This is a genomic window from Streptomyces sp. NRRL S-920 (genome assembly GCF_000717945.1).
GTDB classification, from domain to species: Bacteria; Actinomycetota; Actinomycetes; order Streptomycetales; family Streptomycetaceae; genus Streptomyces; species Streptomyces alboniger.
This window is the reverse complement of record NZ_JODF01000007.1, coordinates 126,953-152,513: the sequence shown is the minus strand read 5'-3', so window position 1 is coordinate 152,513 and position 25,561 is coordinate 126,953. Positions and strand designations below refer to the sequence as shown.

Annotated in this window: 20 protein-coding genes; 7 read left to right on the top strand and 13 right to left on the bottom strand. The window is 71.6% G+C overall.

Going from position 1 to position 25,561, the window contains the following annotated elements:
• Window positions 1-53 precede the first annotated feature (53 nt).
• The 5 genes from IG54_RS0108040 (at window position 54) to IG54_RS0108020 (ending at window position 5,913) form a co-directional block, all read left to right on the top strand.
• Window positions 54-1,154 (top strand): LLM class flavin-dependent oxidoreductase, encoded by a 1,101-nt coding sequence (locus tag IG54_RS0108040; RefSeq protein ID WP_030779024.1) that lies wholly within the window; start codon window positions 54-56, stop codon window positions 1,152-1,154.
• Complete coding sequence (locus IG54_RS0108035; RefSeq protein WP_030779021.1) at window positions 1,151-2,461, top strand: NtaA/DmoA family FMN-dependent monooxygenase; 1,311 nt, start codon at window positions 1,151-1,153, stop codon at window positions 2,459-2,461. The genes IG54_RS0108040 and IG54_RS0108035 overlap by 4 nt, the downstream gene beginning before the upstream one ends.
• Before the next feature lie 5 nt (window positions 2,462-2,466).
• Window positions 2,467-3,279, top strand: a complete 813-nt coding sequence (locus IG54_RS0108030) for a DUF1684 domain-containing protein (RefSeq protein WP_030779019.1) — start codon at window positions 2,467-2,469, stop codon at window positions 3,277-3,279.
• Between the two features lie 219 nt (window positions 3,280-3,498).
• Complete coding sequence (locus IG54_RS0108025) at window positions 3,499-4,404, top strand: S1 family peptidase (protein ID WP_030779018.1); 906 nt, start codon at window positions 3,499-3,501, stop codon at window positions 4,402-4,404.
• Between the two features lie 426 nt (window positions 4,405-4,830).
• Window positions 4,831-5,913, top strand: a complete 1,083-nt coding sequence (locus IG54_RS0108020; protein WP_030779017.1) for a S1 family peptidase — start codon at window positions 4,831-4,833, stop codon at window positions 5,911-5,913.
• A 93-nt stretch (window positions 5,914-6,006) separates the two neighbouring features.
• Here IG54_RS0108020 and IG54_RS0108015 read toward each other — a convergent pair whose 3' ends face one another.
• The 13 genes from IG54_RS0108015 to IG54_RS0107955 form a co-directional block, all read right to left on the bottom strand.
• Window positions 6,007-7,044 carry a membrane protein gene (locus IG54_RS0108015; protein WP_030779016.1) on the bottom strand — a complete coding sequence of 346 codons (1,038 nt, stop codon included), beginning with the start codon at window positions 7,042-7,044 and terminating at the stop codon, window positions 6,007-6,009.
• A gap of 174 nt (window positions 7,045-7,218) precedes the next feature.
• On the bottom strand, window positions 7,219-8,082 hold the full coding sequence (locus IG54_RS0108010) for a PhzF family phenazine biosynthesis protein (protein ID WP_030779013.1): 864 nt from the start codon (window positions 8,080-8,082) through the stop codon (window positions 7,219-7,221).
• A 7-nt stretch (window positions 8,083-8,089) separates the two neighbouring features.
• Window positions 8,090-8,971, bottom strand: a complete 882-nt coding sequence (locus IG54_RS0108005; protein WP_030779011.1) for a phytanoyl-CoA dioxygenase family protein — start codon at window positions 8,969-8,971, stop codon at window positions 8,090-8,092.
• Window positions 8,972-9,080: 109 nt separating this feature from the next.
• Window positions 9,081-10,472, bottom strand: coding sequence for a 3-phosphoshikimate 1-carboxyvinyltransferase (gene aroA, locus IG54_RS0108000; RefSeq protein ID WP_063756204.1), 1,392 nt, complete (start codon window positions 10,470-10,472; stop codon window positions 9,081-9,083).
• 48 nt (window positions 10,473-10,520) lie between these two features.
• Window positions 10,521-11,270 carry an iron-containing redox enzyme family protein gene (locus tag IG54_RS0107995; RefSeq protein ID WP_030779004.1) on the bottom strand — a complete coding sequence of 250 codons (750 nt, stop codon included), beginning with the start codon at window positions 11,268-11,270 and terminating at the stop codon, window positions 10,521-10,523.
• 53 nt (window positions 11,271-11,323) lie between these two features.
• Window positions 11,324-12,499, bottom strand: coding sequence for an NAD(P)-dependent malic enzyme (locus tag IG54_RS0107990; protein WP_051819347.1), 1,176 nt, complete (start codon window positions 12,497-12,499; stop codon window positions 11,324-11,326).
• Window positions 12,483-13,799 (bottom strand): ATP-grasp domain-containing protein, encoded by a 1,317-nt coding sequence (locus IG54_RS0107985; RefSeq protein ID WP_030779000.1) that lies wholly within the window; start codon window positions 13,797-13,799, stop codon window positions 12,483-12,485. Before IG54_RS0107985 ends, IG54_RS0107990 begins: the two co-directional genes overlap by 17 nt.
• 32 nt (window positions 13,800-13,831) lie before the next feature.
• Window positions 13,832-14,926: a DUF1611 domain-containing protein gene (locus IG54_RS0107980; RefSeq protein ID WP_030778997.1), complete on the bottom strand. Its 1,095-nt coding sequence runs from the start codon at window positions 14,924-14,926 to the stop codon at window positions 13,832-13,834.
• Between the two features lie 82 nt (window positions 14,927-15,008).
• The gene (locus IG54_RS0107975; RefSeq protein ID WP_030778995.1) at window positions 15,009-16,250 is read right to left on the bottom strand and encodes an ATP-grasp domain-containing protein; all 1,242 of its coding nucleotides are present in this window, start codon (window positions 16,248-16,250) and stop codon (window positions 15,009-15,011) included.
• 289 nt (window positions 16,251-16,539) lie between these two features.
• Complete coding sequence (locus IG54_RS0107970) at window positions 16,540-17,853, bottom strand: MFS transporter (RefSeq protein WP_234336057.1); 1,314 nt, start codon at window positions 17,851-17,853, stop codon at window positions 16,540-16,542.
• A 65-nt stretch (window positions 17,854-17,918) separates the two neighbouring features.
• Entirely contained in the window at window positions 17,919-19,085 is a 1,167-nt protein-coding gene (locus tag IG54_RS0107965; protein WP_030778992.1) for an acyl-CoA dehydrogenase family protein, read from the bottom strand.
• Between the two features lie 95 nt (window positions 19,086-19,180).
• Entirely contained in the window at window positions 19,181-20,158 is a 978-nt protein-coding gene (locus tag IG54_RS0107960) for a DNA polymerase Y family protein (protein ID WP_030778990.1), read from the bottom strand.
• On the bottom strand, window positions 20,155-23,610 hold the full coding sequence (locus tag IG54_RS0107955) for a DNA polymerase III subunit alpha (protein WP_030778988.1): 3,456 nt from the start codon (window positions 23,608-23,610) through the stop codon (window positions 20,155-20,157). Before IG54_RS0107955 ends, IG54_RS0107960 begins: the two co-directional genes overlap by 4 nt.
• Before the next feature lie 393 nt (window positions 23,611-24,003).
• Between IG54_RS0107955 and IG54_RS43725 the strand changes: the two genes are divergently transcribed.
• Window positions 24,004-24,303 carry a hypothetical protein gene (locus tag IG54_RS43725; RefSeq protein WP_199809507.1) on the top strand — a complete coding sequence of 100 codons (300 nt, stop codon included), beginning with the start codon at window positions 24,004-24,006 and terminating at the stop codon, window positions 24,301-24,303.
• A 370-nt stretch (window positions 24,304-24,673) separates the two neighbouring features.
• Window positions 24,674-25,555 carry an esterase/lipase family protein gene (locus IG54_RS0107940; protein WP_030778984.1) on the top strand — a complete coding sequence of 294 codons (882 nt, stop codon included), beginning with the start codon at window positions 24,674-24,676 and terminating at the stop codon, window positions 25,553-25,555.
• Window positions 25,556-25,561 lie beyond the last annotated feature (6 nt).

Here is a 25,561-nt window from a genome sequence, read left to right as displayed (position 1 = left end):
GAGGACCTCCGAGGTCCGCTCCCCACGCTTCCCGAGAAAGGCTCCTGTACCCGATGACCGCACCCACCGGCCGTGGCCCTCTCCACCTCGCCGCCGCCATCGACCTGCCCGAGGTCCACGAAGCCGCCCCCTACGCCGAGTTGGCCCTGCTGGCCGAGCGCGGGGCGCTGGACTTCGTGACGCTCGGGGACTCCTTCGCGCGGCCCGGACCCGACGCGCTCGCCGTGGCCGCCGGGATCGCGCCCCGCACCGGCCGCGTCGGCCTCGTCCCGACCGTCACGACCACGCACACCGAGCCGTTCCACGTGCAGGCCGCCGTGGCCACCCTCGACTGGGTCAGCCGCGGCCGGGCCGGCTGGCTCGTCGACGTGTCGGCCACCGAGGCCGAGGCCCGGCTCTTCGGGCGGCGCCCGGCGGCGCCCCGCGAGGAGCTGTGGCGCGAGGCCGGTGACGTCGCCGACGCCGCGGCCCGGCTCTGGGACAGCTGGGAGGACGACGCGGAGATACGGGACGTGGCGACCGGCCGCTTCATCGACCGGGACAAGCTGCACCACGTCGACTTCGCGGGCAGCACCTTCTCGGTGCGCGGCCCCTCCATCGTGCCGCGGCCGCCGCAGGGGCACCCCGTACGGGTCGTCGACGCCACGGCCCCGCCCGCCCGTGAGACCGCCGCCCGGCACGCGGACGTCGCCCTGGTGCGCGCCGCCTCCGCCCTCCAGGCCGACGCCGCGCGGGCGGAACTGCGGGGCCTCGCGGCCCGGTCCGGGCGCGACCCGGACGCACTGCGGGTGTTCGCCGCGCTCGTCGTCGACCTCGGGGGCGGCGAGTGCGCCGCGGAGCCGGGGCACGGGGGAGGGCCGCTGCCCACCGCCCAGGGGCCCGCCTACCGGGGCGGGCCCGTCGATCTGGCCGAGCTGATCGCCGACTGGCACCGCGCGGGAGCCGTCGACGGATTCCATCTGACACCCCTCGAACCGCGCCGCGACCTGGAGCGGCTCGTCAACGGAACCGTCGCCCTGCTCCAGCACCGCGGCCTGTTCCGCACCTTCTATCCGGGCAGCACGCTCCGGGAGCACCTGGGGCTCGCCCGGCCCGCCAATCGTTACGCCCGGCTTGCGCAGAAGCCCGGCTCGCTCGTGGGGGAGCCGTCATGACCCAGCAGACCGAGCGGCACAAGCAGATCCATCTCGCCGCCCACTTCCCGGGGGTCAACAGCACCACCATCTGGTCCGACCCGAGGTCCGGCTCCCACATCGACTTCTCGTCCTTCGAACAGCTGGCCCGCACCGCCGAGCGCGGCCTGTTCGACTTCTTCTTCCTCGCCGAGGGGCTGCGGCCGCGCGAGCACAAGGGCCGGATCCACGACCTGGACGTCGTCGGCAGGCCCGAGTCGCTCACCGTCCTGAGCGCGCTCGCCGCCGTCACCGAGCGGCTCGGCCTCGCGGGCACCGTCAGCGCGACCTTCAACGAGCCCTTCGAACTGGCCCGTAGGTTCGCCGCGCTCGACCACCTCAGCGGGGGCCGCGCCGCCTGGAACGTCGTCACCACCTCGGACGCCTTCACGGGTGAGAACTTCCGGCGCGGCGGCTACCTCGACAGGGCGGACCGGTACACCAGGGCCGCCGAGTTCCTGGCGACAGCGCGCGAGCTGTGGGACTCCTGGACGCCGCAAGGCCGCCCGCGGCCCTTCGCGCACCACGGGGAGCACTTCAGGATCGAGGGCGAGTTCACCTCCCCGCGCTCCCCGCAGGGGCACCCCGTCGTGATCCAGGCGGGGGACTCGTCCGAGGGGCGGGAGTTCGCCGCGTCGGCCGCCGACGTGATCTTCACCAGGCACGGCACGCTGGAGGCGGGCCGCGCCTTCTACGCCGATGTGAAGGGGCGGCTCGCGGCGTACGGACGGGACGCCGACGACCTGAAGATCATGCCCGGAGTCACCTGCGTACTCGGTGACACGGCCGCCGAGGCGCAGGAGAAGGCCGCCGGGATCCGCCGCGAGCAGGTCTCCCCGCAGAACGCCATCCTCGCCCTGGAGCAGGTCTGGGGCGTGGACCTCTCCTCGTACGACCCGGACGGTCCGCTGCCCGCCATCGATCCGGAGCCGGAGTCCGAGCTGGCCCAGGGCCGCGTGAAGATCGCCGACCCGTTCGCGGTGGCCGCGAAGTGGAGGGCCCTGTCCGAGGCCAAGGGGCTCTCCATCCGCCAGACGGTCATCGAGACCACCGCCCGCCAGTCCTTCATCGGCACCCCCGCCTCGGTCGCCGAGGAGATGACTCGGTTCGTACGCGCGGACGCCGCGGACGGCTTCATCCTCATCCCGCACCTCACCCCCGGCGGTCTCGACGACTTCGTCGGGAAGGTGGTGCCCCTGCTCCAGGAGCGCGGCGCGTACCGCACGGAATACCGGGGCGCGACGCTGCGCTCCCACCTCGGGCTGCGCGAGCCCGTATGGAAGGGTTGATCACCATGAGCACCGAGAACGCCGCGACCCCGGACGCGGACGCCGTACGGGACCGGCAGCACTGGCACGAACAGCGCACGGAGACGGTCTCGGCCCCCTACGGGCCGCTCTCCCTCCTCGGCACGCACTGGCTCGCGGATCATCCGGATGGTTCAATTCCGGACATCCCCGGTCGGTGGGCCGAGACTTCCGACGGGGTCGTCCTGACCGCCCGTGCCGAGGACGGCCTCACCGTCGACGGACAGCCCCTGACCGGCGAGGTCCTGCTGGGTGCCGACAGCGGCCCGGTCGCCGCGGCCCGGGTCCGGCACGGGGAGCGCAGGCTCGTCGTCATCCACCGCGAAGGTCTCTGGGCGGTACGCGACTTCGACCCGGACGCCGCCGCGCGCCGCGCCTTCAAGGGCGTCGACGTCACCGCGTACGACGCGCGCTGGGCGGTGCCCGGCCGCTTCACCCCCTATGGCGAGAACCGCACGGTCAGGGTGGGCAACGCCGATGGCAAGGAGCGCGGCCTAGGCCTCGGCGGCGAGCTGTCCTTCCGCCTCGGGGGAGTCGAGCACACCCTCCGGGTGAGCGTCGAGGGCGACGGCTCGCTCTGGGCCGTGTTCGCCGACGCCACCAGCGGAATCTCCAGCTACCGCTTCCGTTTCCTGCGCCCCACCGCCCCCGATGCCGAAGGGCGCACCACGGTCGACTTCAACCGGGCGCTGCTGCCTCCGTGCGCCTTCGCCGACCACTTCATCTGCCCCTTCCCGCCGCCGGGCAACACCCTGGTCACCGAGGTCGCGGCGGGAGAGCGGAACCTCCTCGACGGCTGAGCCGGTACCCGGGAATGCCGGGGAATGCCGGGGAAAGAGGGAATGTCGACCGGGTGTCGGCCGAAAGGCGCCCTTGTGCGGCCGGTCCTCGCCCCCCAATACTCCCGAGCAGCGCTTGTCAGGGGCACGGCGTATCCGGAATCCGGGCCTGCTCTTTGGCTGCGCCTCACGGGTCCTCAACCCACAAGGACCCACTGACTTCCCTCGGGAGGGAACAACGTGAGGATCAAGCGCACCATCCCCCACACCGGCATAGCGAGACGTACCCGCCTGCTCGCCGTGGCCACCGGGCTCGTCGCCGCCGGAGCGCTCGCCGTGCCCGCGGCCAACGCGCACGACGGCACGACGACCTTCAGCGCGTCCCAGTTGGAGCAGGCGGGCGACGCCGTGCTCGACGCCGATGTCGCGGGCACCGCCTGGGGCGTCGACCCGAAGACCAAGCGAGTGGTCGTCACCGCCGACAGCACGGTCTCCAAGGCCGAGATCGCCAAGCTCAAGGCGGCCGCCGGGTCCAACGCGGACGCCCTGAAGATCGAGCGCACCCCGGGCAAGTTCCAGAAGTACATCTCGGGCGGCGACGCCATCTACGCGAGCAGCTGGCGCTGTTCGCTCGGCTTCAACGTGCGCAACAGCGCGGGCGCCTACTACTTCCTGACCGCCGGTCACTGCACCGACGGTGCCACGACCTGGTGGGCGAACTCGGCGAAGACCACCGTCCTCGGCACCACGTCGGGCTCCAGCTTCCCGACGAACGACTACGGGATCGTGCGCTACACGAACGACTCGATCACCAAGTCCGGCACCGTGGGCAGCCAGGACATCACGCGCGCCGCCGACCCCACGGTCGGCCAGAGCGTCACCCGGCGCGGCTCCACCACCGGCACGCACAGCGGCCGGGTCACCGCGCTGAACCAGACCGTCAACTACGGCGGCGGCGACGTCGTCTACGGCATGATCAAGACCACGGTCTGCGCCGAACCCGGCGACAGCGGCGGCCCGCTGTACTCGGGTTCCACGGCCCTCGGCCTGACCTCCGGCGGCAGCGGCAACTGCTCCTCCGGCGGCACCACGTTCTTCCAGCCGGTCACGGAGGCGCTGCGCGCGTACAACGTCAGCGTCTACTGAGACCGCGTACGCGCGCTCGCAGATGAACCGCTGACCGACAGCAGGATGAGCCCCCGCCCGGCTTCCGGGCGGGGGCTCGCGTCATCGACGCCGCCATTCGAGAAGGGGCGAGAACCGGACAGGACTAGTCCTCACAGGCTGACTACCCTTCCCTCGCACACGGTGTTTGCAACGGAAACGACGTGGTGCGATGGGGTCGTGTGAGGGCTGAAGGGCGCACTGCCGTTTTCGCGTGCGCGTCCTGAAGTTGACCTTGTGTGCGACCGCGGGGCGTCGGGATAGTGGACGAAGTAACTTGGCATGGACGCGGCTACAGGGCGCGGCAACGCCGCTGTTCCGGCGTGGTCAGACCATGTCACGTCCGCCTATCGATCCGTCAGGACCCCACACCGGACGGGTCGTTCCCCCCACAGGAGGTCGTGAGTTTTGAAGCACCGACGCATACCCAAGCGGCGTGCCGCCGTGGCAGGCGCGGGCATCGCCGCGCTGGTCGCCGCGGGGATCACCTTCCAGACCGCGAACGCGAGCGAGAACTCGCCCGAACCCACACCGCACACCCTCTCGGTGGCCAAGGCCGGAAAGCTCGCTTCGTCCCTGGGCAAGGACCTGGGCGCGGACGCCGCGGGCTCGTACTACGACGCCAAGGGCAAGCACCTCGTCGTGAACGTGCTGGACAAGAGCGCGGCGGACGCCGTCGAGTCAGCGGGCGGCAAGGCCAGAATCGTCGAGAACTCCCTGGCGGAACTGAAGAGCGCCCGCGCCACGCTCGACGACAAGGCGGCCGTGCCCGGCACATCCTGGGCGATGGACCCGGCCACCAACAAGGTCGTCGTCACGGCGGACCGCACGGTCAAGGGCGCCGCGCTGGACAAGGTCGCCTCGACCGTGAAGAGCCTCGGCGGCAAGGCCGAACTCAAGCGCAGCAAGGGCGAGTACAAGGCGCTCCTCGCGGGCGGCGACGCGATCTGGGGCGGCGGCTCGCGCTGCTCGCTCGGCTTCAACGTCGTCAAGGGCGGCGAGCCGCACTTCCTGACGGCGGGCCACTGCGGCAACGCGGTCAAGAGCTGGTCCGACTCGCAGGGCGGCCAGGAGATCGGCACCACCCAGGAGTCCAGCTTCCCGGGCAACGACTACGCCCTCGTGAAGTACACGGCCGACACCCCGCACCCCAGCGAGGTGAACCTCTACAACGGCAGCACCCAGGCGATCAGCAAGGCCGGGGAGGCCACGGTCGGGCAGAAGGTGCAGCGCAGCGGCAGCACCACCCAGGTGCACGACGGCGAGGTCACCGCGCTGGGCGCCACCGTGAACTACCAGGAGGGCCAGGTCGACGGCCTGATCCAGACCACGGTCTGCGCGGAGCCCGGCGACAGCGGCGGCGCGCTCTTCGCCGGCGACACCGCGCTGGGCCTCACCTCGGGCGGCAGCGGCGACTGCTCCGCCGGGGGTGAGACCTTCTTCCAGCCGGTGCCGGAGGCGCTGAGCGCCTACGGCGCGGAAATCGGCTGAGCCCGTACTGCTGAGCCGGTACTGCTGAGTCGGTACGAGGGTCATGCCCCGCCCCCGCTTCTGGAGCGTTCCAGAGGCGGGGGCGGGGCTCTTTCACGGCTTGCCGTACCCCGTGCCGCTGAGGTCGATCGAGCCGCTCACCGGTCTGCGCCGGGCGGACAGGGCGACGGTGACGACGACGCCGACGAGTGCCCAGGCCGAGAGGACGAGGAGCGGTCCGGTGATCGCGTTCCCCTCGAAGTACGCGATGGAGCGAGCCGTCCAGGTGCCCGCGCCCGGTTGCAGCCAGGGTCCGATCGCCTTCCAGAAGGGAGGCAGCATCGGCAGCGGGAAGGCGCCGCCCGCGCTCGGGTTGCCCCCGATCACCACGATGAGGACGGCCAGGCCGATGCCCACGATGCCGGTGAGCGCCTGGAGGGCGAGCGTGATCGCGCCGACCCCGAAGACGATCAGGGCGCCGAGGCCCCACAGGCCCAGGACGCTGCCGGGCAGGGCGCCGAGGATCGGCCCGATGATGACCGCGCCGCCGAGTCCGCCGACGATCGAGTAGAGCGCCATGGCGAGGAGCCTGACGACCGCGCGCGGCACGTTGGCGGCCCGGGAGCCCGCGCTGATCGCGAGGATCGACGCGCACAGATAGCCGCCGACGCACCAGCCGACGACGAGGTAGAAGGACGAGAGTCCGTTGAAGTCCTGGTCCGAGGCCGCGGCCACGTCCACGGTCTTGACCTCGCGCTTCTCGGCCGCGTCGGCCTCGGTGACGAGTGTGGTCAGGGTTCTGGAGAGCGCGGTGCCGCCGCCGGAGGCGACCAGGAGAGTGTCGGTCGTGCCACGCGGGTCGACGATCAGGGCGCCGTCGATGTCCCGGTTGATGATCTGGTGGCGGGCCGCGGCCTCGTCCTTGAGGACGCGGGTGTCCAGCGGTTCGCCGGGGAGCTTCTCCAGCTTGTCGGCGGTTTCCTTCGCCGCGGGGCCCGGGGCGACCACCGCGAAGGCCACGTCCTTCGGTTTCGGGTTGTGCAGCGCGCCCACATAGGAGGCGATGAACAGCAGTTGCAGGGCGAGTACGCCGATGACGAGCAGGGCTGCTCGCGGGGTGACGGCGCTCTTCAATTCGTCGGCGAACCTCATGCCCCCACGCTCCGGGGCGCCGGTCGTTCCCGCAGGTGGGATGGGCCGAACGGACGACGTCAGAGGCACCGGGGAGTGGCGCTCGCACCCGTGTCGTACACGCGTTCGTACCGCTTGTGGGTCCTGCGGGCGCCTCCTCGACCTCGGGCGGTCAGCCGCGTCGACCTCCGGTGGTCAGCCGGTGGGCCGGTCCGCCTCCGTCACGAGCCGCGCACTGCCGCCGAGTTCGACGCGCAGGTCCGCTCCCGCCGTGGCGGTGATGGTGGCGGGGCTGCCGAGGGTGTCGCCCATGTCGACGGCGATCCGGTGGACGCCGCGGTCGGCCAGGTGGGCGGCGAGACAGGCCGTGCTGTTGGCGTTGGCGATGTCCTCGGGGACGCCGATCGAGGGCGCGAACATCCGGGCCGCGAGCGCGCCCTCGGGCGAGGGCGCCGAATGGACGTACGCGCCGAGCAGCCCGAACCGGTCGCAGGCCGCCCTGAGCCGGTCCAGGTCCGGGCGGAGCGCGGCGAGCGCGGCCCCGCTGGGGACCGGCACCAGGACGCGTTCGCGGCCCACACCGGCGATCCGCACGTCAGGACCGACATCGTCCGGCGCCAGGCCGAGCGTCGACAGGACCAGGTCGCGTTCCTCGGCGGTGGGCTCGCGCAGGGTGACCGGGCCCGGGTCGAAGGCGGCGGTGATCCGGTCCCCGTCGCGCTCGGCCCGGCCGGCGAAGACGCGCCCCCCGGCCCGCAGGGTGGCCCGATAGGGCCGGTCCCCGCCGTGCCGCGCCGCGAGCAGGGCGAGGGCGGCGACGGTGCCGTGCCCGCAGGCCGGCAGCTCCCCTTCCGCGGTGAAGAAGCGCAGCTCGGTCGTGTCGCCGTCCTGGCGTACGAACACCGCGTGCGAGGTGCCCTGTTCGACCGGGATCCGGCGCCGCTCGTCGTCACCGAGACGCGGACCGGCCGGGTCGTCCTCCAGGACCACGGCCGTGGGGCTGCCGCCCGCGCCGCCCCGCAGGCAGGCGCGGACGACCGTCACGTTCGGCGTCCTCATCGGGCTGTCACTTCGCCTCCTCCAGCGTGGCGTACCCGGTGGCCGCCGCGGTCTCCGTGGTGTGGGCGCCTTCCTGGAGCTGGAAGAGCGAGCCGAAGGGGCGCTCCGCGAGCGGCAGGCGCCACGTACCGGCCTCCACGCGTGCCGTGTCCGACACGCTACCGCGCAGCAGGCGCACCCCGGCCTCGTTGTGGCCGGCGTGCGCCCCGAAGTGGATCGGGTAGGCGTCGGCCGCCCGGTAGGCCGGCAGGAAGGCGCGGCGGTAGCGGTCGGAGTGGTTCGGGGAGGAGTAGTGCAGCAGCAGGCAGTGGATGAAGACCACGCTGCCTGCGGGCGCCTCGATCGGCACGGCGAGCCCCGGGTCGGGGGCGTCGGCGCCCGCCACCTTGCCGCGGAAGAAGCCGTCGACGTAGTGGTCGGCGAGTCCGCGCTTGTGGGAGCCGGGGACGGCCTGAAGGGCGGAGTTCTCGGTGGTGGTGTCGTCGAGGTAGACCAGGGCCGTCACCAGGTCGGTGTTGGTGTGCGGGTAGTAGGCGAAGTCCTGGTGCCAGTCCACGACGCTGCCGACCTGCGGGGCCTTGAGGTGGAGCTTGCTGTAGTGGAACAGGATGTCGGGGCCGATGAGCGCCTCGACGTGGTCGAGCAGCCGGGGGTGGGCGGCGGCCCGCTCGAACGCGGAGTGCTGCTTGGTGGGCGACCAGATCCGGCGGGCCATGCCGTTGTCGCCCGGCTCCACTTCGGCGACGGACCCGATGTCGGGGACGTCCAGGATCTCCGTGATGGCTGTGTTCAGCTCGGCTACCTCGCTCGGGTCGAAGAGACGCTCGACGACCGCGAAGCCGTTCTCGCGGTACTCCTTGACGAGCGCGGCCGTGTCGGGTGCGGACATCCGGGGGGTTCCTCTCTGGTGGGCGCTCTGGTGGGCGGCGGCGGTGGGGCGGGGCGCGGGCCGTGCGGGGGGCGCCGGCCGGTGAGGGCCGGCCGGCGCCCCCGACGGCTCAGGCGCCGCCGACCGGCACCGCGGCCGGGGCCCGGCGCGGGCCGGGCGGGGCGGGGTCGGCGTCCGGCCCGTCGACGGCCGAGGTGACGACGTCCGCCTTGGCGAACTCCTCGAAGAACGCGGGGAACGAGAGCCGGACCTCCTCGAAGCCGGAGTAGACGTTGGCGGACTCCATGCGCAGACCGGCCACGAACAGCGACATGAAGATGCGGTGGTCGCCCCAGTGCGAGAACTCCACGCCGCCCGGGTACGTGGACCTGCCGCGCACCTCGAAGCCGTCGCAGACCCCGCGCTCGTACCGCGGCCGGATGTCCACGCCCGCCTTGGACAGTTCACCGACCATGGCCTCGATGCGGGAGGCCTTGTGGAAGTGCGTCACCCGCGCCCCGGTGACCCGGAGGGTGCCCTCGACATAGGCGCCGAGGGCGGCGAGGGTGGGCACGATGTTGGGGCAGTCGGTGGCGTCGATGTGGAAGTCGCCGCGCAGGCTGTCCGGCGGGGTGTCGACGGTCAGGGTGTCGGCCCCGCGGTCGAACGCGGTGCGCACGCCGAGCCGCTCCAGGATCGGCACGATCGCCGACTCGCCCTGGGTACTGGTGCCGTGGACGCCGGTGAAGACGGTACGGCCCGGGTAGAGCGCGGCGGCGGCGAGCAGGTACGAGGCGGAGGTGTAGTCCTCGTGCACGGCGACGTCCTGGGACCGGTAGAGCGAGGGCTCCACGCGGTAGCGCCGGTGGTCGTCGGAGACGGTGACGTCGATGCCCGCCTCGCGCAGGGTGTGCAGGGTCTGCTCGATGTACGACATCGAGTGGACCCGGCCGGCCACCTCGATCTCCACCGGGCGCTCGGCGAACGGGGCGGCGAACAGGATGGCGGTGATGAACTGCGAACTGACGTCGCCGGGCAGCCGGCAGAGACCGCCGGCGAGGCGCCCGCCCCAGTTGACGACGGGCGCGTTGCCCTCGCGGCAGATGGACTCGATGTCCGCGCCGAGGTCGCGCAGGGCGTCCAGGAGCGGGGACATGACCCGCTTGCACAGGGTCTCGTCGCCGGTCACGACGACCGGTGACGGCAGGACGGAGGCCAGCGCCGTCATCGTACGGAAGACGAGCCCGGAGCCGTCGGAGCGGATCACCGTCCGGCCGTCGTCCTTGAACTGCCCTCCGGTGCCGGTGATGTCGAGGTATCCCTCGTGCTCGACGATCTCGGCGCCCAGCGCGCGGCAGGCGCGCTTCATGGTCTCGGTCTCCTCGCAGCGGAGGTCGTTGGTGATCCGCGAGCGCCCCTCGGCCAGGGTGCTCGCCAGGATCGCCCGCTGTGTCTCCGGCTTCGAGGCGGGGACGCGGAACGTCCCCGTGAAGCTGTCGATCGGTTCAACCCGTAGGCGCATGAGGTCTCCGTGCTGGTCCTGTCGTCGGCGTGGCCCGGGACGAGTGGGTCACGCGGCGGTCGCCGCGTGCTTGGCGACGGTGTCCTCGTAGATCTCGCGGAAGAACATGGCGAGGATCTCCTGGACGTCGTCGATGTACTTGAACACCTTCTGGAAGTCCTCCTCGCTGAAGATCAGCTGGTGGAGGATGTCCCACATCTCCTGGGAGTGGTCCTCGGTGGTGTCGACGTGGAGGTGGGCGGCCTGGCCCTTGACGTTCTCCTTGCCGAGCCGCTCCTGGAGGTTCTGGACGATGGCCGGCTGGAGCTTGGCCTGGGTGTACTCGACCAGGTAGTTGGAGACGACCGGGGCGAGGGCCGACTCGTGCTCCAGGGCGTAGTAGAAGAAGCCCTCGAACAGGCGGGTGGAGAGGTACGGCTCGGTGGCGAGGATCTCCTCCTCGGTGATGCCGGCGGCCGCGGCGTCGCTGACGTACAGCCTGTCGTGGAGCATCTCGTCGGCCTGGTAGTGCGCGTAGTCCTTGGCCGCCTTGGGCGAGATCTGGGCGATCTTGTAGATGGCCTTGGACTGGCTGACCCGGGAGAGGCGGATCCGCCACACGTGCTCGATGAGGGTGCGGCGGTAGTACGCCTGGTGCAGCTCGGGGTCGGTCAGGTGGGACGCGAAGGGGACGGTTTCCTTCCACTCCGCCATCTTCTTGTCCATGTAGCGGTCCAGCTCGGCCTTCTTCAGCCGGCTCTGCTCCTCGTTGTAGAACGGCTTCGGGTGGCTGATCCCGGTGTTCTGCACGCGGTTCATTGCGTTCTCCTTCAGGGGAGGGCTCGCGGGAAGGTGGTGCTCGGGAAGGACGTTTACGGGAGGGAGGTGCCTGTGGGCGTGACGGCGGCCTCGGCCACCGCCTTCGCCACGTGCGGGGCGACGCCGTCGAAGATGTCGGGCACGATCTGGCCGCGCCCGAGGGTCCGGTCGTCGACGAGACCGGCGATCGCGCGGGCCGCGGCCACCTTCATCTCCTCGGTGATGCTCGGTACGCCCGCGTCGAAGGCGCCCCGGAAGATGCCGGGGTAGCACAGTCCGCAGTCGATCTGGTTCGGGAGGTCGCTGCGCCCGGTCGCGAGGATCGCGACCGTGTCCCGCACCTCGTGGGGGAGGAACTCGGGGTGCGGGTTGGACAGGGCGAAGACGACCGGCCGGTCGGCCATGGTCAGCAGGTCCTCGGGAGCGAGGACACCGCGCCCGGCGAAGCCGACGAAGACGTCCGCACCGGCCAGGACGGAGCGCAGCGGACCCGTCTCCTGGTCCGGGTTGGTGTGGTCGGCGAACCACCGCTTGGCGTCCGTCAGGTCGGTGCGGCCCCGGTGCAGGGCGCCCTGCCGGTCACAGGCGACGATCCGCCGCACCCCGATGTTCATGAACAGCCGGGCCGTCGAGGTGCCGGCGGCTCCGGCACCGGCGACGACCACCTTGAGGTCGCCGAGCTGCTTGCCGACCGCCTTGGCCGCGTTGATCAACGCGGCGGTCGCGGCGACGGCGGTGGCGTGCTGGTCGTCGTGGAGTACGGGGATGGAGAGCCGCTCGCGCAGCCGGTCCTCGATCTCGAAGCACCGCGGGGCGGCGATGTCCTCCAGCATGATGCCGCCGAAGGTCGGTTCGAGGTGGGCGACGGTGTCGACGATCGCGTCGACGTCCTGGGTGCCCAGGCACAGGGGGAAGGCGTCGATGCCGGCGAACTCCTTGAAGAGCAGCGCCTTGCCCTCCATGACCGGCAGGGCCGCCAGCGGGCCGAGGTCGCCGAGGCCGGAGACGGCGGAGCCGTCGGTGACGATGGCGACGGTGTTGCCGCGGATGGACCAGCGGCCGGCGGCGGCCGGGTCGCGGGCGATCCGCTCGGCGACCCGGGTGAAGCCGGGGGTGTAGACCCGGGCGAGGTCCTCGCGGTCGCGCAGCGGGACGGTGGCGCGGACCTCCAGCTTGCCGCCTAGGTGCAGGTCGAGGATCGGGTCGTCGGGGTCAGCGGTAGCGGACATGGAAATGCTCCGTCGCGTGTCGGTCGAGGAAGGCGGTCTCGGCGTCGAGGTCGTCGGCCGCCACGTCCCACAGGGCGTCCATCAGGCAGATCGCCCGGTCGGAGGCGTCGAGCCGGGTGCCCTCCGCCACATGCACGCGCAGGATCCGGGGCGGGCGGGTGGGCGGGTCGAAGCCGATCGCGTCGACGGTCCGCCCCTTCTCGCCGTACTTGCTGAGGAACACGGTCGCCCGGGTCGGGGCGCCGGTGCGCAGGGCCTCCAGCTGGGAGGCGTGGGTGAGCCGGTCGTGGAACGCGTCGCGTTCGCCGTCGGGCAGCAGCAGGGACTCGGTCCACAGGTCGAGCAGGGAGTGCCCGGTGACGGCCTGGACGCTGGCGTCGATGAGACTGCCGCCCATCCGGGGGTTGATCTCGATGATCTCCCAGCGCTTCTTCGCCTCCCAGTACTTGACCTCGACGTGGAAGGCGCCGTCGGTCAACCCGTGCTCCTCCAGCGCGGCGAGGCAGCGCGTGACGAAGTCCGCTCCCTCCAGGACGAGTTCGCGTCCGATGGTGGCGGGCGGGCTGACCGACATCCCCTCCAGGGTGGTCCGCTCCAGGCGTTCCACGCGGGCCTTCTCGTGGACGCACAGGTGGTGGACCCGCCCGTCGAGGACGAGGGTCTCGAAGCTGAACTCGGGGCCCTCGACATACTCCTCGACCAGGAAGTCGTACCGGTCCATGAAGATCGCCTTCATGCGCCGGTCGGCCCGCATCTGCTCCTGGATCGCCGGCAGGTCCGCCAGATCGCGTACGTCCTCCAGGACGAAGGCCGCGAAGGACGAGGCGCCGCGCACCGGCTTGACGAACCAGCGTGCCGAGGCGTCGAGTTCCGGCGTCACTCCCGCTGCGAGTTGATGGACCCGGACCTCGCTGAGCCCCTCGGCGAAGAGGAAGCGGCGCAGCTCGTACTTGTCGAGGCAGAGGCGCAACGCGGGCTCGGCGGAGTCGCGCGCGCCGAGCCGCGCGTTCAGCTCGGCCATCAGGAGCCGGTAGCCCTCGAAGGTGGCGAGGGCGGCCTCGACCCGGTAGCCGCGGTCGGCGAGTTCGCGTACGGCCTTCTCGACATCGCCGAAGCGCAGTTCGGGTTCCTCGGTGACCACGCAGTCCGCCAGGTGGCGGCGGCTCGCGTCCAGGGCCTCCGGGGTCTCCGGGCGGGAGCTGAGCGCGACCAGGGTCAGGCCAAGACCCGCGGTGGCCGCGGCGGCCTCCTCGGTGAACGACTTTCCCTGGTGCATGAGGAGCAGGACCGCTCTCTTCACCTGTGCACCTCCTCGGCTTCGCGGGTCCGCACTCAGCGCCGCCGGACCGGCTGCCGGTCCGCGGTCTCGCGCTGGTGGGCGCGCAGGATGTCGACGAGCTGGGCGGCGCCGCCCTCGCGGACCGGGTCGAGGACCGGCAGCCCGGTCTCGGCCTCCAGCTTCTCGGCCTCGCGGCGGTAGTCCTCCTCGGTGAAGCCGGCGCTGTTGACGCTGACGGCGGCGACCTTGGCGGGCCGTTCGAAGACGGTCAGCTCCTCGTTCATGCGGATGAGTTCGGGGATGGGGATGATGGGTGTCTCCCAGACCTTGGTGCGCTCGGCGCCGAGGCGGTGGCAGAAGACCAGGGCGTGCGGCAGGGCGCCGTGCAGGATGGCGAGGGCGACACCGCTGGCCCCGATGTGGTTGAGGGAGCCCTGGCCTTCGACGACGACCCATTCGTTGCCGACGGCGGCCTCCATGACGACCTGCTCGACGGCGCCGCCCATGAAGTCGCCGGGCACGCCGTCGACGGCGACGCCGTGGCCGGAGATCATCATGCCGCTCTGGCCGGTGGCGGCGAACCCGGTGGAGATGCCGCGGCCGTTGGCCTCGTTCCAGATCTGTAGCGCGGCGGTCTTCTTGCCGATGTTGGAGTCGCTGCCGCAGGTGTGGATGATCCAGCTGTCCAGGCCGAGGACGCGGGCCTTGTTGAGCGGCACCGTCGGGGCGTCCTTTGTCTCCCAGACGGTGATGCCCTTCTCGCGGACGGCGCGGGCGATGTCCGGGTCGCTGGTGAGGCGGTAGTGGATGGAGTTGATCAGGTGCAGGCCGTTCTGGACGGCCGCGAGGAGGTGCGGCTTCCAGCCGGAGGGCAGTTCGGCGGAGTGCAGGCCCTTGCCGATGACCATGACCTCGGGGTGCAGGTGCAGGGTGTCCTCGACCCGGCCGACGATCGGGATCGAGCCGCCGTAGCCGAGGACGTCCTGGGCGGTCTGACCGGCCTTGCGGCTGTCGACCACGGCGACGCAGCGGTCCCCGCGGTAGCGGATCAGTGATGCGGCGATCTTGCTCGTGAAGAGGCCGAAGCACCCCTCGGCGAACACCACGAAGTTCTTGTCGACCAGCTCCGCATGGTTCAACTGACCCACGTCTTTCCTCCACGGACTCGATGGTTCGATTTCGGATGTACGAGATGGTTCGGTAGGTCTGCGGCACGGTGCCCGGCGCGCTCTACGGGACGGGCTCGGCCGCCAGCCGGTAGCGGGCGCGCACCTGGCGCACGGCTTCCTCGATCTGCGCCTGCGTGCCGCCCCGGAAGAGGAAGCGGCCGCCCTGGAGCGTGGCGTACGAGCCGGGCCGGGAGACCAGGACCTCACCGGCCTCCGGCACCAACTCCCGGTACAGATACGGCACGTCGCCGAGGAGCGGGGTGGCGGCGGTGACCTTCTGGGGAAGGGGCCTGGGGCCCGGGATCATCAGCCAGCCGCCGCTCTGCTCCAGGTCGGGGACCGGCGGGTCGACCGGGCGGCCGAGCAGCACGTCGACCCACAGCCTGAACAGGTTCACGCCGTGGACGTCGTGGATGACGTAGGGCACGTCGGCGCCCGGCACCCGGGCGCCGACCTCGAGGAACACCAACTCCTCGCCCGTGTCGAAGAGTTCCAGGTGAAAGGCCGAGCCGCGCAGGCCGAGCGCGGTCAGGCAGCGAAGGGCGAACTCCTCGCACCGGGCGCGTACCGCGGGGTCCGTCTGGAAGACGGAACCGAGCGGTTCGCCCAGCAGCTCGAAGTCCAGGCAGGTGGAGACATAGCGCGAGGTGCACAGGAACAGCGGCTTGCCGGAGGCGTCCAGGACGCCGTCGACGTGCAGGATCTCGCCCCGTACGAACTCCTCGATCTCGAGGTCGCGCAGGCTCCGCTCGGCGCACAGCGCCCGCAGCTCCTCGGCCGAGGCGATCTCACGCACGCCCTGGCTGGAGGCGCCGCGCACCGGCTTGACGATCACGGGGTAGCCGAACGTATCGGCGACCGCGAGGACCTGGTCCTCGGTGTGGCAGGGCGCCCAGCGCGGCACGCGGACGCCGGCCCGGGCGAGGGTCTCCTTCATGACGGTCTTGTCGCGGAACCGGGCGGTCTCCTCGCGTCCCGCGCCCGGGATGCCGTAGCGCTCGCGCAGGGTCGCCACGAGGTCGAGGAGCAGTTCGGAGAAGCCGATGACGTGGTCGAAGGGGCCTTCGTCGCGGACGACGGCGTCCAGGAGCCGCAGGACGCCTTCGAGGTCGTCGAAGTCCTCGACGAGGTGGACGCGTTCGGCGTCGGAGGGCACTCCGCTGCGGCCGCCCGCGTCGCAGACGTACGTGACGCGGTCGGTCTCCGGCAGGAAGAGATCCTCGGGAGCCGCGAGGCGGTTCTCCCAGCGCCGCTCGTCATCGGGCCGGGGCCAGCGGTTCAAGAACAGGATTGTGCCCGACATGGGGTGTCACCCTCACCGATCACGGACTGCATGGACTGCATGGACGTGCCCGGCCGGGGTGGCCGGCCGGCGACGACGAGGGGTCTTTGGAACCGAAGCACGCACCCGAACCCGCACCCGAATCCGATTCCGGATCCGACTTTTGGGAACGGCCCCCGCCGCGTTGCTCGCGCTGCCTCAGCCTCGCATGGGACCGGCGCGGCCAGAATAGGACTAAAGTCCCAGCGGCCCATGGGCGTCACGGGCTTGCGCGAGTACGCGCGAATGTGCTGCCGGGTCGGCCCCGGGGTCAGTCCGAGGCGTGCGCGCGGGTGCGGTCGGACCAGTTCACGACATGCGGCATGAGCTGGCCGACGACCAGGAAGAGGGCTCCCATGACCAGCCAGCCCGGCTCGCCCCAGCCGAGGCAGACCAGACCGAGCAGCGGCGGGCCGATCGAGTTGGACAGCCCCTGGCCGATACCGTGCAGACCCGAGTACTGGCCCTGCGCGTGCGCCGGCGCGAGGCCGAACGACAGCTCGAACGAGGCGGCAGTGTGCCAGAGTTCGCCGATGGTGAGCACGACCACGCCGAGTACGACGACGACCACCGCGCCCCAGCCGGGCGTGCCGCCCGCCGCCGCGATGAGGGCGGTGGCGATGAGGAGCGCCACCCCCGCGCGGCGCACCACCCGGCCGGCCGCCCGGTTGGAGTCGATGCCGCGGCTGGCCCGTACCTGGAGGCAGACCACGAGGGCGGTGTTGACCGCCACGCTCGCGCCGACGAACCACCGCGGCGCGTCGGTGTGCCCGATGATCCACAGCGGCAGGGCGAAGATCAGCACCTGGGTGTGGATGGACATGATGCCGTCGAGGGCGGTGAGCACCACGTACGGCCTGTCCTTGAGGGCGAGCCAACGCCCGCTCTCCTCGGGGGCCTTGACCGGTGGCACGGACGGGATGCGGGAGGCGATGGCCGCGCAGACCAGGAACGCGACGGCGTTGCCCAGGATGAGGCTCACATACGCGGTCCGGGTGTCCACCTGGACGGCGACACCGGCCGCGAGGGCGCCGCAGCCGGCGGCGATGTTGTTGAGGGCCCGCAGATAGGAGCGGTAGTGGGTGGGGTTCGGGGCGCCCACGGCGCGGGTCAGCGGTCCGCGGGCGGCCGTGCCGGCCGAGTTGGCCAGCTCGGCCACGCACATGGCGGCGATCAGCCACGGGAAGGTGTGCACGAACACCAGCCCCGCCACGGCGAGGGCCTGCACGACCACCGCGATCCGGTAGACCTCGCGCGGCCCGCGCCGGTCGGCCAGGTGCCCCACGGGGATACCGGCGACGAGGCCGATCAGGGCGGCGGCGCCCAGGGCGAGTCCGACCTGGGCGACCGGGATGCCGACGGAGCGGGTGAAGAAGAGCGCGGCCCCGGCCATGAAGAGGCCCTTGCCGATCATGTTGATGAAGGTGGCGGCGGCGAGGACGCGTTTGGGGCCCGTATCGGGTATCAGGCCGCGGGCCACCAGCCAGGCCGGTAACCCTCCCGCGGGGCCTTCCCCGGCCGCCGCCCCGGCCTTTTCGGCGCGGCCGTCCCGGTCGTTGTGCCGGCGCTGTTCGCTGGTGTCCACTGGCTGCCCCTCCGGCTGCTGGATGGGTGGCCACCGTGGTGGTGGCCGGGTGTGCTCGGATGCCCTCAGGCGTCGAGGCCCCCGCGCGCGACGAGCTGCGCGGCGATCACGTTCCGCTGGATCTCGTTGGTCCCCTCACCGACGATCATCAGCGGTGCGTCGCGGAAGTAGCGCTCGACGTCGAACTCCGTGGAGTAGCCGTAGCCGCCGTGGATCCGTACGGCGTCGAGGGCGATCCGCATCGCGGCCTCGGAGGCGAACAGCTTCGCCATGCCAGCCTCCATGTCGATCCGGCGGCCCGCGTCGGCCTCGCGGGCAGCGTACAGCGTGAGCTGGCGGGCAGCGGTCAGCGAAGTGGCCATGTCGGCAAGGTAGTTGCCGATGGACTGGTGCTGCCAGATCGGCTTGCCGAAGGACTCGCGGGCCCGCGCGTAGGCGAGGGCGTCCTCAAGGGCCGCCCGGCCGACACCGAGCGCGCGGGCGGCGACCTGGAGCCGTCCGGTCTCCAATCCCTTCATCATCTGCCCGAAGCCCCGGCCCTCCGCGCCGCCGAGCAGGGCTGTGGCCGGTGCGCGGTGGCCGTCGAAGGACAGCTCGCAGCTCTCGACGCCCTTGTAGCCGAGCTTGGGCAGGTCGCGGGAGACGGTGAGGCCGGGGCCGTGCTCGACGAGCAGGATCGACATGCCGTGGTGGGCGGGGCGGGCGTCGGGATCGGTCTTGCACAGCAGGGCGATCAGGCCCGAGCGGCGCGCGTTGGTGATCCACATCTTGGCGCCGTCGACGACGTATCCGTCGCCGTCGCGGCGGGCGACGGTACGCATGGCCTGGAGGTCGGAGCCGCCGCCGGGTTCGGTGAGGGCCATGGTGGCCCGCAGCTCGCCGGTGGCCATCCGGGGGAGGTAGCGGCGCTTCTGCTCCTCGGTGCCGTAGTGCAGCAGCAGTTTGGCGACGACGGTGTGGCCGCCCATGGCGCCGGCCAGGCTCATCCAGCCGCGGGCGAGTTCCTCGGTGACAAGGACGTAGCAGGGGGTGGAGACGGGGGTGCCGCCGTACTGCTCGGGGACGGCGAGGCCGAAGACGCCGAGCCGTTTCATGCCCTCGATCAGAGCCTCGGGGTACGTGTCGGAGTGCTCGAACTCCCGGGCGACGGGCCGCACCTCTTTGTCGACGAACGCGTGGACGGTGCCGACGACCAGCCGTTCGTCGTCGGACAGGATGTCGAGAACGCTCATGCCGTGCTCCTCCTCGGACTGCCGTCAGGGGGACTCATGACACCACGCGTCAGGACGGCACCGCCCTGGCCCCGAGCCGGGGCGGGCGATCCGTCCTAAGCCAGCGCGGCCGGCCGTACCGCCCCCGGTCCGAAGCGCCGACGGGCACGGTCCGCGGCGGCCTCGGCCGCGCGGGCGCGGGCATCGCCGGGATCCAACAAGAGCTGGTGGTAGGCCCTGTCGGCCGGCAGCAGGTCGTCCGCGCGGATCATGAAGGCGCGCACTCTCGCCCGCTGGAGTCCGAGACCGGCCAGCAGGCCCAGCGCGGCCGCGGTGAGGGCGGGCGAGTGGTTGGTGGGTTCCGGCAGGGTGCGGGTACGTGTGGTGGAGCTGCGGTCGGCGTACCGCACCGTGAGGGCGAGGCGGCTCGCGATCTGGCCTTCGCCGCGCAGGCGCTGGCCGATCTGGTCGGCCAGCCCCAGAACCGCGCGGTGGTGCTGTGCCGGGTCGAGGCAGTCCCGCTCCAGTACGAGATCGGCGGCCAAGTGCGCCGCCGGTTCGCAGAGGGTGACCGGGCGGGGGTCATGACCGCGGGCGCGCTCGGCCAGCAGCCGCGCCTGACCGACGCCGAGGAGCCGTTGCAGGGTCACCGAGGGCAGGCCGGTGAGCTGGCCGATGGTGTGCAGGCCGTATCTGTGAAGCGTCTCCGCCGTGGTGCGCCCGACCCCGGGCAGCGCGGTGACGGGCCGCGGGTACAGCCAGTCGGCCACGCGTTCGTCGGGGATCCAGGTGGTCTCTCCCGGCGCGGACGCGTCGGCCGCCATGGCCGCCAGCATGCGGTTACTCGCGAGCCCGGCGCTGCTGTCGACGCCGTAGAGAGCCTTCAGCCTGAGCTTCGCCAACTGGACGACGTCATAGGCGGACAGATCGAAATATCTGATGGCAGACGTCAGATCGAGCTGGACGGCGTGGGGCGGAACGGCCTGGACATGAGGCGTGACACCGGACATCACTTCCATGACGTCGTGGTACTGAAGCTCGGTCAGCGCGGCGTGCAGGTGGAGGTGGGCGACGTACCGCTGCCGCGCGGTCATCCCGCGCTCCCCGGGCTGGTGTAGCCGAACTTCTTCAGGTCGGCCGAGCGGGTGCCGGCCGGCTGGAGGTCGGCGTAGGGATGCAACCGGGCGCCGGTGGTGCCGTTGGCCAGGGTCCGCTGCGGCTGGGCCGGGGTCGGGTGCGGGTGGCTCTCGCCGAGGAGGGCGAGTGCGGCCTCGGGGCCGTTGTCGCGGCGGGCGGCGGCGATCTCGTCCAGGTCCCAGGCCATGGTGCCGACGACGGTGCGGCGGGTGCCGCGCACCTGGACCGTGCCGCGCACCAGCAGCAGTCCGCTGTGGAAGACGGTGTGCGCGCAGGCCGGGTGGGAGTCCTCGAAGAAGGCCAGGTCGACCAAGCCGGAGCCGTCCTCCAGGGTGACGAAGATGATGCGCTTGCCGCTGGCGATGGGCGGGGTCTGGGTGGAGGCCCGTACGCCGGCGACCAGGACCTGCTGGCCGGCGCGCACTGTGGCCAGGTGGGCCGCGTCGGTCGCGCCGATCTCGCGCATGAGGCGGTGGTGGTGCTCCATCAGGTGCCTGGAGACGTCGATGCCGAGGGTGCTCAGCTCGGCGCTGAGGGCTTCGCGTCCGGTCAGTTCCGGCAGGCCGCTCGGCTCCGCCCCGCCCACGGGGCCCGCTTCGATGGGCAGCTGGCCCTTGCCGACGGATCGGGTGCGGGAGGCCCGGTGGAGTTCGGCGATCTGGAGCAGCAGGTCGCGGCGCGTGAGGCGGCCGTCGTGGAGGGAGTTCAGGGCGCCTATTTCGGCGAGGCGTTCGGCCGTGGGCCTGCTGGGGCGGGCCCGCTGCCAGAAGTCGGAGAGGGATCCGTAGGGCTGGCCCTGTTCGATTCGTACGCACTCGTCCTCGCTGATGCCGTGCACCGCGGAGAGGGCGAGCCGTACGCCCCGCTGCTCTCCGCCGGTCCTCTCCACGGTGTGTTTCACCTGGGAGTGGTTGATGTCGACGGGCAGGACCTGGACACCGCGGCGACGGGCGTCGGAGACGAGGACGCGCTTGGGCCACATCCCGGGGTCGTGTTCGAGCAGGCCGGCCAGCAGGTATGCCGGGTGGTGCGCCTTGAGCCAGGCGCTCTGGAGGGCGGGTACGGCGAAGGCGACCGCGTGGGCGCGGCAGAAGCCGTAGGCGCCGAAGGCCTCGACGGTCTTCCAGACCTCGTCCCGGACGGCCGCGCTGTAGCCACGCGCGCGTGCCTGGCCATGGAACCAGTCCCTGAGCTTCGGCAGCCGGTGCTTCTCGCCGAGCGCCCGCCGGGCGACCTCGGCCAGCGCGTAGTCGCAGCCGGTCATGACCGACAGGGTCTCGATGATCTGCTCGTGCCAGATGGTCACGCCGTAGGTGTCGGCGAGCACCGGTTCCAGGTCCGGATGGGCGTACCGCGGAGTGCCGCCATGACGTGCGGCGATGTACCGCTCGGGCATGCCCCCGGCGACCGGTCCGGGGCGGAAGAGGCTGATGTCGGCGATGACGTCCTGCGGGTCGCGCGGCTGCAACCTGGACAGCAGGTCCTGCTGGCCGGGCGACTCCAGCTGGAACAGGCCGAGGGTCTGGCTCTCCTGGATGAGCTTGAAGGCGAAGACGTCGTCGAGCGGTACCTGCTTGGGGTCGTCCAGGTCGATGTGGCGACCGGTCGTCCGTTCGATCTCGGCGACGGCGTGGGACATCGCCGACTGCATGCGTACGCCCAGCACATCCAGTTTGATGTTGCCCAGCTCCTCGATCTCCTCCTTCGCCGCCATGGCCATGGGGTAATCGCCCTGCGGGGTGGGCTGCACCGGCAGCCGGTCCAGGAGCGTCGCGTCGCTGATGACCACTCCGCAGGGGTGCATGGCCATGCCGTGGACCAGGGAGTCGAGGCCCTCCGCGAGTTCCCACAGCGGCCCGTACCGGTGCGCCTCGGCCGCCAGCTGCCGCAGTTCGGGCAGTTCGGTGAGCGCGCCCCGGATGTCGGAAGCTCTCAGGTGCGGGAAGCTCTTGGCGATCCGGTCGACTTCCGCGGGCGCGATCCCGAGGGCGAGGCCGGTGTCGCGCAGGGCGCGGCGGGCCCGGTAGGTCTCGGGCATGGCGGTGACGGCGACCCGCTCCTTGCCGAACCGGTCGAAGATCGTGTCGTAGCACTCCAGCCGGCGGGCGGACTCCACGTCGATGTCGATGTCGGGCAGGGAGGCCCGGCGCACGCTCAGGAAGCGTTCGAACAGCAGACGGTGGTCGAGCGGGTTCGCGGTGGCGATGCCCAGCGCGTGGCAGACCATCGAACCGGCGCCCGAGCCGCGGGCCGCGACCCTGATGCCCTTGGCCCGGATGTCGGCCACGACCTGGCCGACGGCAAGGAAGTACGAGTCGTGGTCCAGCGCGGAAATCACCTTGAGTTCCTCGTCCAGCCGGTCGAGCGCCGCTCGGTCGCGGTCCAGGCCCCGCCGGGTCAGGCCGGCCTCGCACTGCCGGCGCAGCAGCCGGGTCGCTCCTCCCGCTCCGGGCTCGGCGCCGAAGAGCGAGGGTTCCGGGAAATGCCGCGTGCCCAGCCCCAGGTCCGCTTCGGGGTCGACGGCGCACAGGGCCGCGGTGGCGGCGGTGTCCGCCAGCAGGCGGTGTGCCCGCCGGGCGTCGGCCCCGGCGCATTGGGCGACCAGGCGCGCGACGGCCGTCATCGCCTTCTCGTCCTTGAGCCAGCGCTGTCCGCTGTCCAGGCTGCGCCGGTCGATGGGCCGCAGCAGCCGGGCGGCGTCCAGGACGTCGGCGAGGCGGTGCTGGTCGGGGTCGGCGTAGCGGACGGCGTTGGAGAGCACCGCGGTGGTGTGGGTGCGGTCGGCCAGCGCCAGGGTGCGGGCAGCCAGCCGGAGGGATCCAGGACCGATGGAGGAACGTTTATGCGCTACGACTTCCAGCCTGACCCCGCTCCCGAAGATCTCCCGCCACGGCGCCAGCAGCTTCATCGCGACGTCTTCCCGCCCGGCGGCCAAGGCTCGTACCGGCTCGGAGAGCGGCCCGAGCAGCACGGTCAGACCGGGACCGCCGTACTCGCGCAGTGCCTCCCACGGCACCACCACCGGTGCCGCGCCGGACGCGGTGCCGACGTGGGCGGCCGACGTGATGCGGCACAGCCGCGCCCACCCGGCGCGGTTCTGCGCCAGCAGCACGAACCGCAGCGGCGGCTCGACGACGTGCGCGCCACCGCGCACCGGGGTGCGGCGTCGCTGGGCGGGCGGCGGGGGCGCCAGGGCCTCCACCGCCAGGTCGATACCGAAGATCGGCCGCACCCCGGTTCCCGCGCATGCCTGCGCGAAGCGGACGGCACCGGTGACCGTGTTCCGGTCGGTGAGAGCGAGCGCCGTCACGCCTCGCTCGGCGGCCCGCAGGGCGAGACGCTCGGGCTGGGCGGCGCCGTAGCGCTCGGAGTAACCGGACGCGACGTGCAGATGGGCGAAGCCCGCCATGCCGCACCTCCATCACTCCACCCCATATCTGACCCTTTTACGTCGTATGCCCGATACATTCATCGTACGCTCGTTCGATTAGTCTAACCGCATCAGCCCTGGTCAGCGACGCGATTCGAACACGGCATCGATTTGACAGCCGGGGGAGCGGGGGCCGGAACAGGTGCTGCGCCGTCACATCCCCAGCCGGGTAGCGCGGTTGGAGGAAAACGTCCTGGCGCGGGTGGCGTCGCGGTCGACGAGCGGCCTCAGGGGGGAGGAAGGTAACGGTGTGTTGCACGAACAGTGCTTTCCGTGATGACGCCGGCCGCGCTGCGCAAGCCCACGGCGCACGCCGGGGCAACGGGCAGCTGTCCGCGGGTGACGGATACGGCCTCGTCGGTATGCGCGAGCGTGAGTGAAAGGGCCGTCCGTGGGGGCCTCGCCGGCGGCCGGCCGCTGGCGCGCGCGGGCCTGCGCGTCCTGATGGCCGACATCGCGGATATCGAGGTCGTGGGGGAGGCGGGCACGGGCACCGCCGAAGCGGTTCGGCTGGCCAGGGGCGTACGCTCTGGCGTCGTCGTCATGGGCATCCGCATGCCGATGCCGATGCCGATGCCCGCGAGGATGTCCTCCAGGGCCAGGGCCAGGGCTGGGGCTGGGGCCATGTCCTTGACGAGGAGACCGCTGGCGCCCGCCCGCAGCGTGCCGTAGGCGTGCTCGTCGTCATCGAAGGTGGTCAGGACGAGGGTGCGTGCGGCATGGACGCCGTATCGACCTGACCAAGCTCGATGTCGGGGGCCAGGCCCAACTGGTCATTCTCGCCTACGAGATGGGGCTGGTGTCACCGCAACGGTGAGCGCGGGGGCCGTCGGTATCGGAGCCCGACCGGCAGTGGAGCCCCACCGGCAGCGGAACCCCGCCGTCATCGGGACTCTGCCAGTAATCACTGGAAGTTGTCGTGCCGCGGCGCTTCACTCTTCATCTACCGGCGCGTAATTTGACGTGAGCACGGCATCCTGTCGATCCGGATCACAGGGCGTACAGCCATCGCAACTCCCTTGAGCCGCAAGGAGACCACACGATGCTGCCCTGGAGACGAGCGCTACGCGCGCTCGCCGCCGCCCTGCTCGTCACGGGCGCGGTCACCCTCACCCCCACCGCCACCGCCACCGCCTCCGCCTCCGTCTCCGCTTCCGTGTCGGAGACCACTACGTCCCGCGGCTGGAACGACTACAACTGCAAGCCCTCCACCGCGCACCCCCGCCCGGTCGTCCTCGTGCACGGCACCTTCGGGAACTCCGTCGACAACTGGCTCGTCCTCGCGCCCTATCTGGTCAGGCGCGGCTACTGCGTCTACTCCCTGGACTACGGCCAGTTGAAGGACGTGCCGTTCTTCCACGGGCTCGGCCCCATCGACAAGTCGGCCGAGCAGCTCGACGGCTTCGTCGACAAGGTGCTCGCCTCGACGGGCGCGAAGGAGGCGGACCTCGTCGGCCACTCGCAGGGCGGCATGATGCCCCGCCACTACCTCAAGTTCCTCGGCGGCGCCGACAAGGTGAACGCCCTCATCGGCCTCGCGCCCGACAACCACGGCACCACACTGCTCGGCCTCACCGAACTGCTGCCGTACTTCCCCGGCGTCGAGGACCTGCTGACCACCAAGACGCCGAGCCTCGCCGACCAGGTGGCCGGATCGCCCTTCCTGACCAGGCTCAACAAGGGCGGGGACACCGTGCCCGGCGTGCGCTACACCGTCATCGCCACCAAGTACGACGAGGTGGTCACCCCGTACCGCAGCCAGTTCCTGGACGGCCCCGACGTACGCAACGTGACCGTCCAGGACCTCTGCCGCGCCGACGTGGCGGAGCATGTGGCGGTCGGCGTCCTGGACCGCGTCGCCCACCACGAGGTGGCGAACGCGCTCGACCCGGAGCATGCGACGCCGAGCACGTGCCTGTCGTAGCGGCGG

What these genes read in the sequence shown, in the direction of transcription:
- IG54_RS0108040 (WP_030779024.1), top strand. Translation starts at nt 54, where the DNA reads ATGACCGCACCCACCGGCCGTGGCCCTCTCCACCTCGCCGCCGCCATC.
- IG54_RS0108035 (WP_030779021.1), top strand. Translation starts at nt 1,151, where the DNA reads ATGACCCAGCAGACCGAGCGGCACAAGCAGATCCATCTCGCCGCCCAC.
- IG54_RS0108030 (WP_030779019.1), top strand. Translation starts at nt 2,467, where the DNA reads ATGAGCACCGAGAACGCCGCGACCCCGGACGCGGACGCCGTACGGGAC.
- IG54_RS0108015 (WP_030779016.1), bottom strand. Translation starts at nt 7,044, where the DNA reads ATGAGGTTCGCCGACGAATTGAAGAGCGCCGTCACCCCGCGAGCAGCC.
- IG54_RS0108010 (WP_030779013.1), bottom strand. Translation starts at nt 8,082, where the DNA reads ATGAGGACGCCGAACGTGACGGTCGTCCGCGCCTGCCTGCGGGGCGGC.
- IG54_RS0108005 (WP_030779011.1), bottom strand. Translation starts at nt 8,971, where the DNA reads ATGTCCGCACCCGACACGGCCGCGCTCGTCAAGGAGTACCGCGAGAAC.
- aroA (WP_063756204.1), bottom strand. Translation starts at nt 10,472, where the DNA reads ATGCGCCTACGGGTTGAACCGATCGACAGCTTCACGGGGACGTTCCGC.
- IG54_RS0107995 (WP_030779004.1), bottom strand. Translation starts at nt 11,270, where the DNA reads ATGAACCGCGTGCAGAACACCGGGATCAGCCACCCGAAGCCGTTCTAC.
- IG54_RS0107990 (WP_051819347.1), bottom strand. Translation starts at nt 12,499, where the DNA reads ATGTCCGCTACCGCTGACCCCGACGACCCGATCCTCGACCTGCACCTA.
- IG54_RS0107975 (WP_030778995.1), bottom strand. Translation starts at nt 16,250, where the DNA reads ATGTCGGGCACAATCCTGTTCTTGAACCGCTGGCCCCGGCCCGATGAC.
- IG54_RS0107965 (WP_030778992.1), bottom strand. Translation starts at nt 19,085, where the DNA reads ATGAGCGTTCTCGACATCCTGTCCGACGACGAACGGCTGGTCGTCGGC.
- IG54_RS0107960 (WP_030778990.1), bottom strand. Translation starts at nt 20,158, where the DNA reads ATGACCGCGCGGCAGCGGTACGTCGCCCACCTCCACCTGCACGCCGCG.
- IG54_RS0107955 (WP_030778988.1), bottom strand. Translation starts at nt 23,610, where the DNA reads ATGGCGGGCTTCGCCCATCTGCACGTCGCGTCCGGTTACTCCGAGCGC.
- IG54_RS0107940 (WP_030778984.1), top strand. Translation starts at nt 24,674, where the DNA reads ATGCTGCCCTGGAGACGAGCGCTACGCGCGCTCGCCGCCGCCCTGCTC.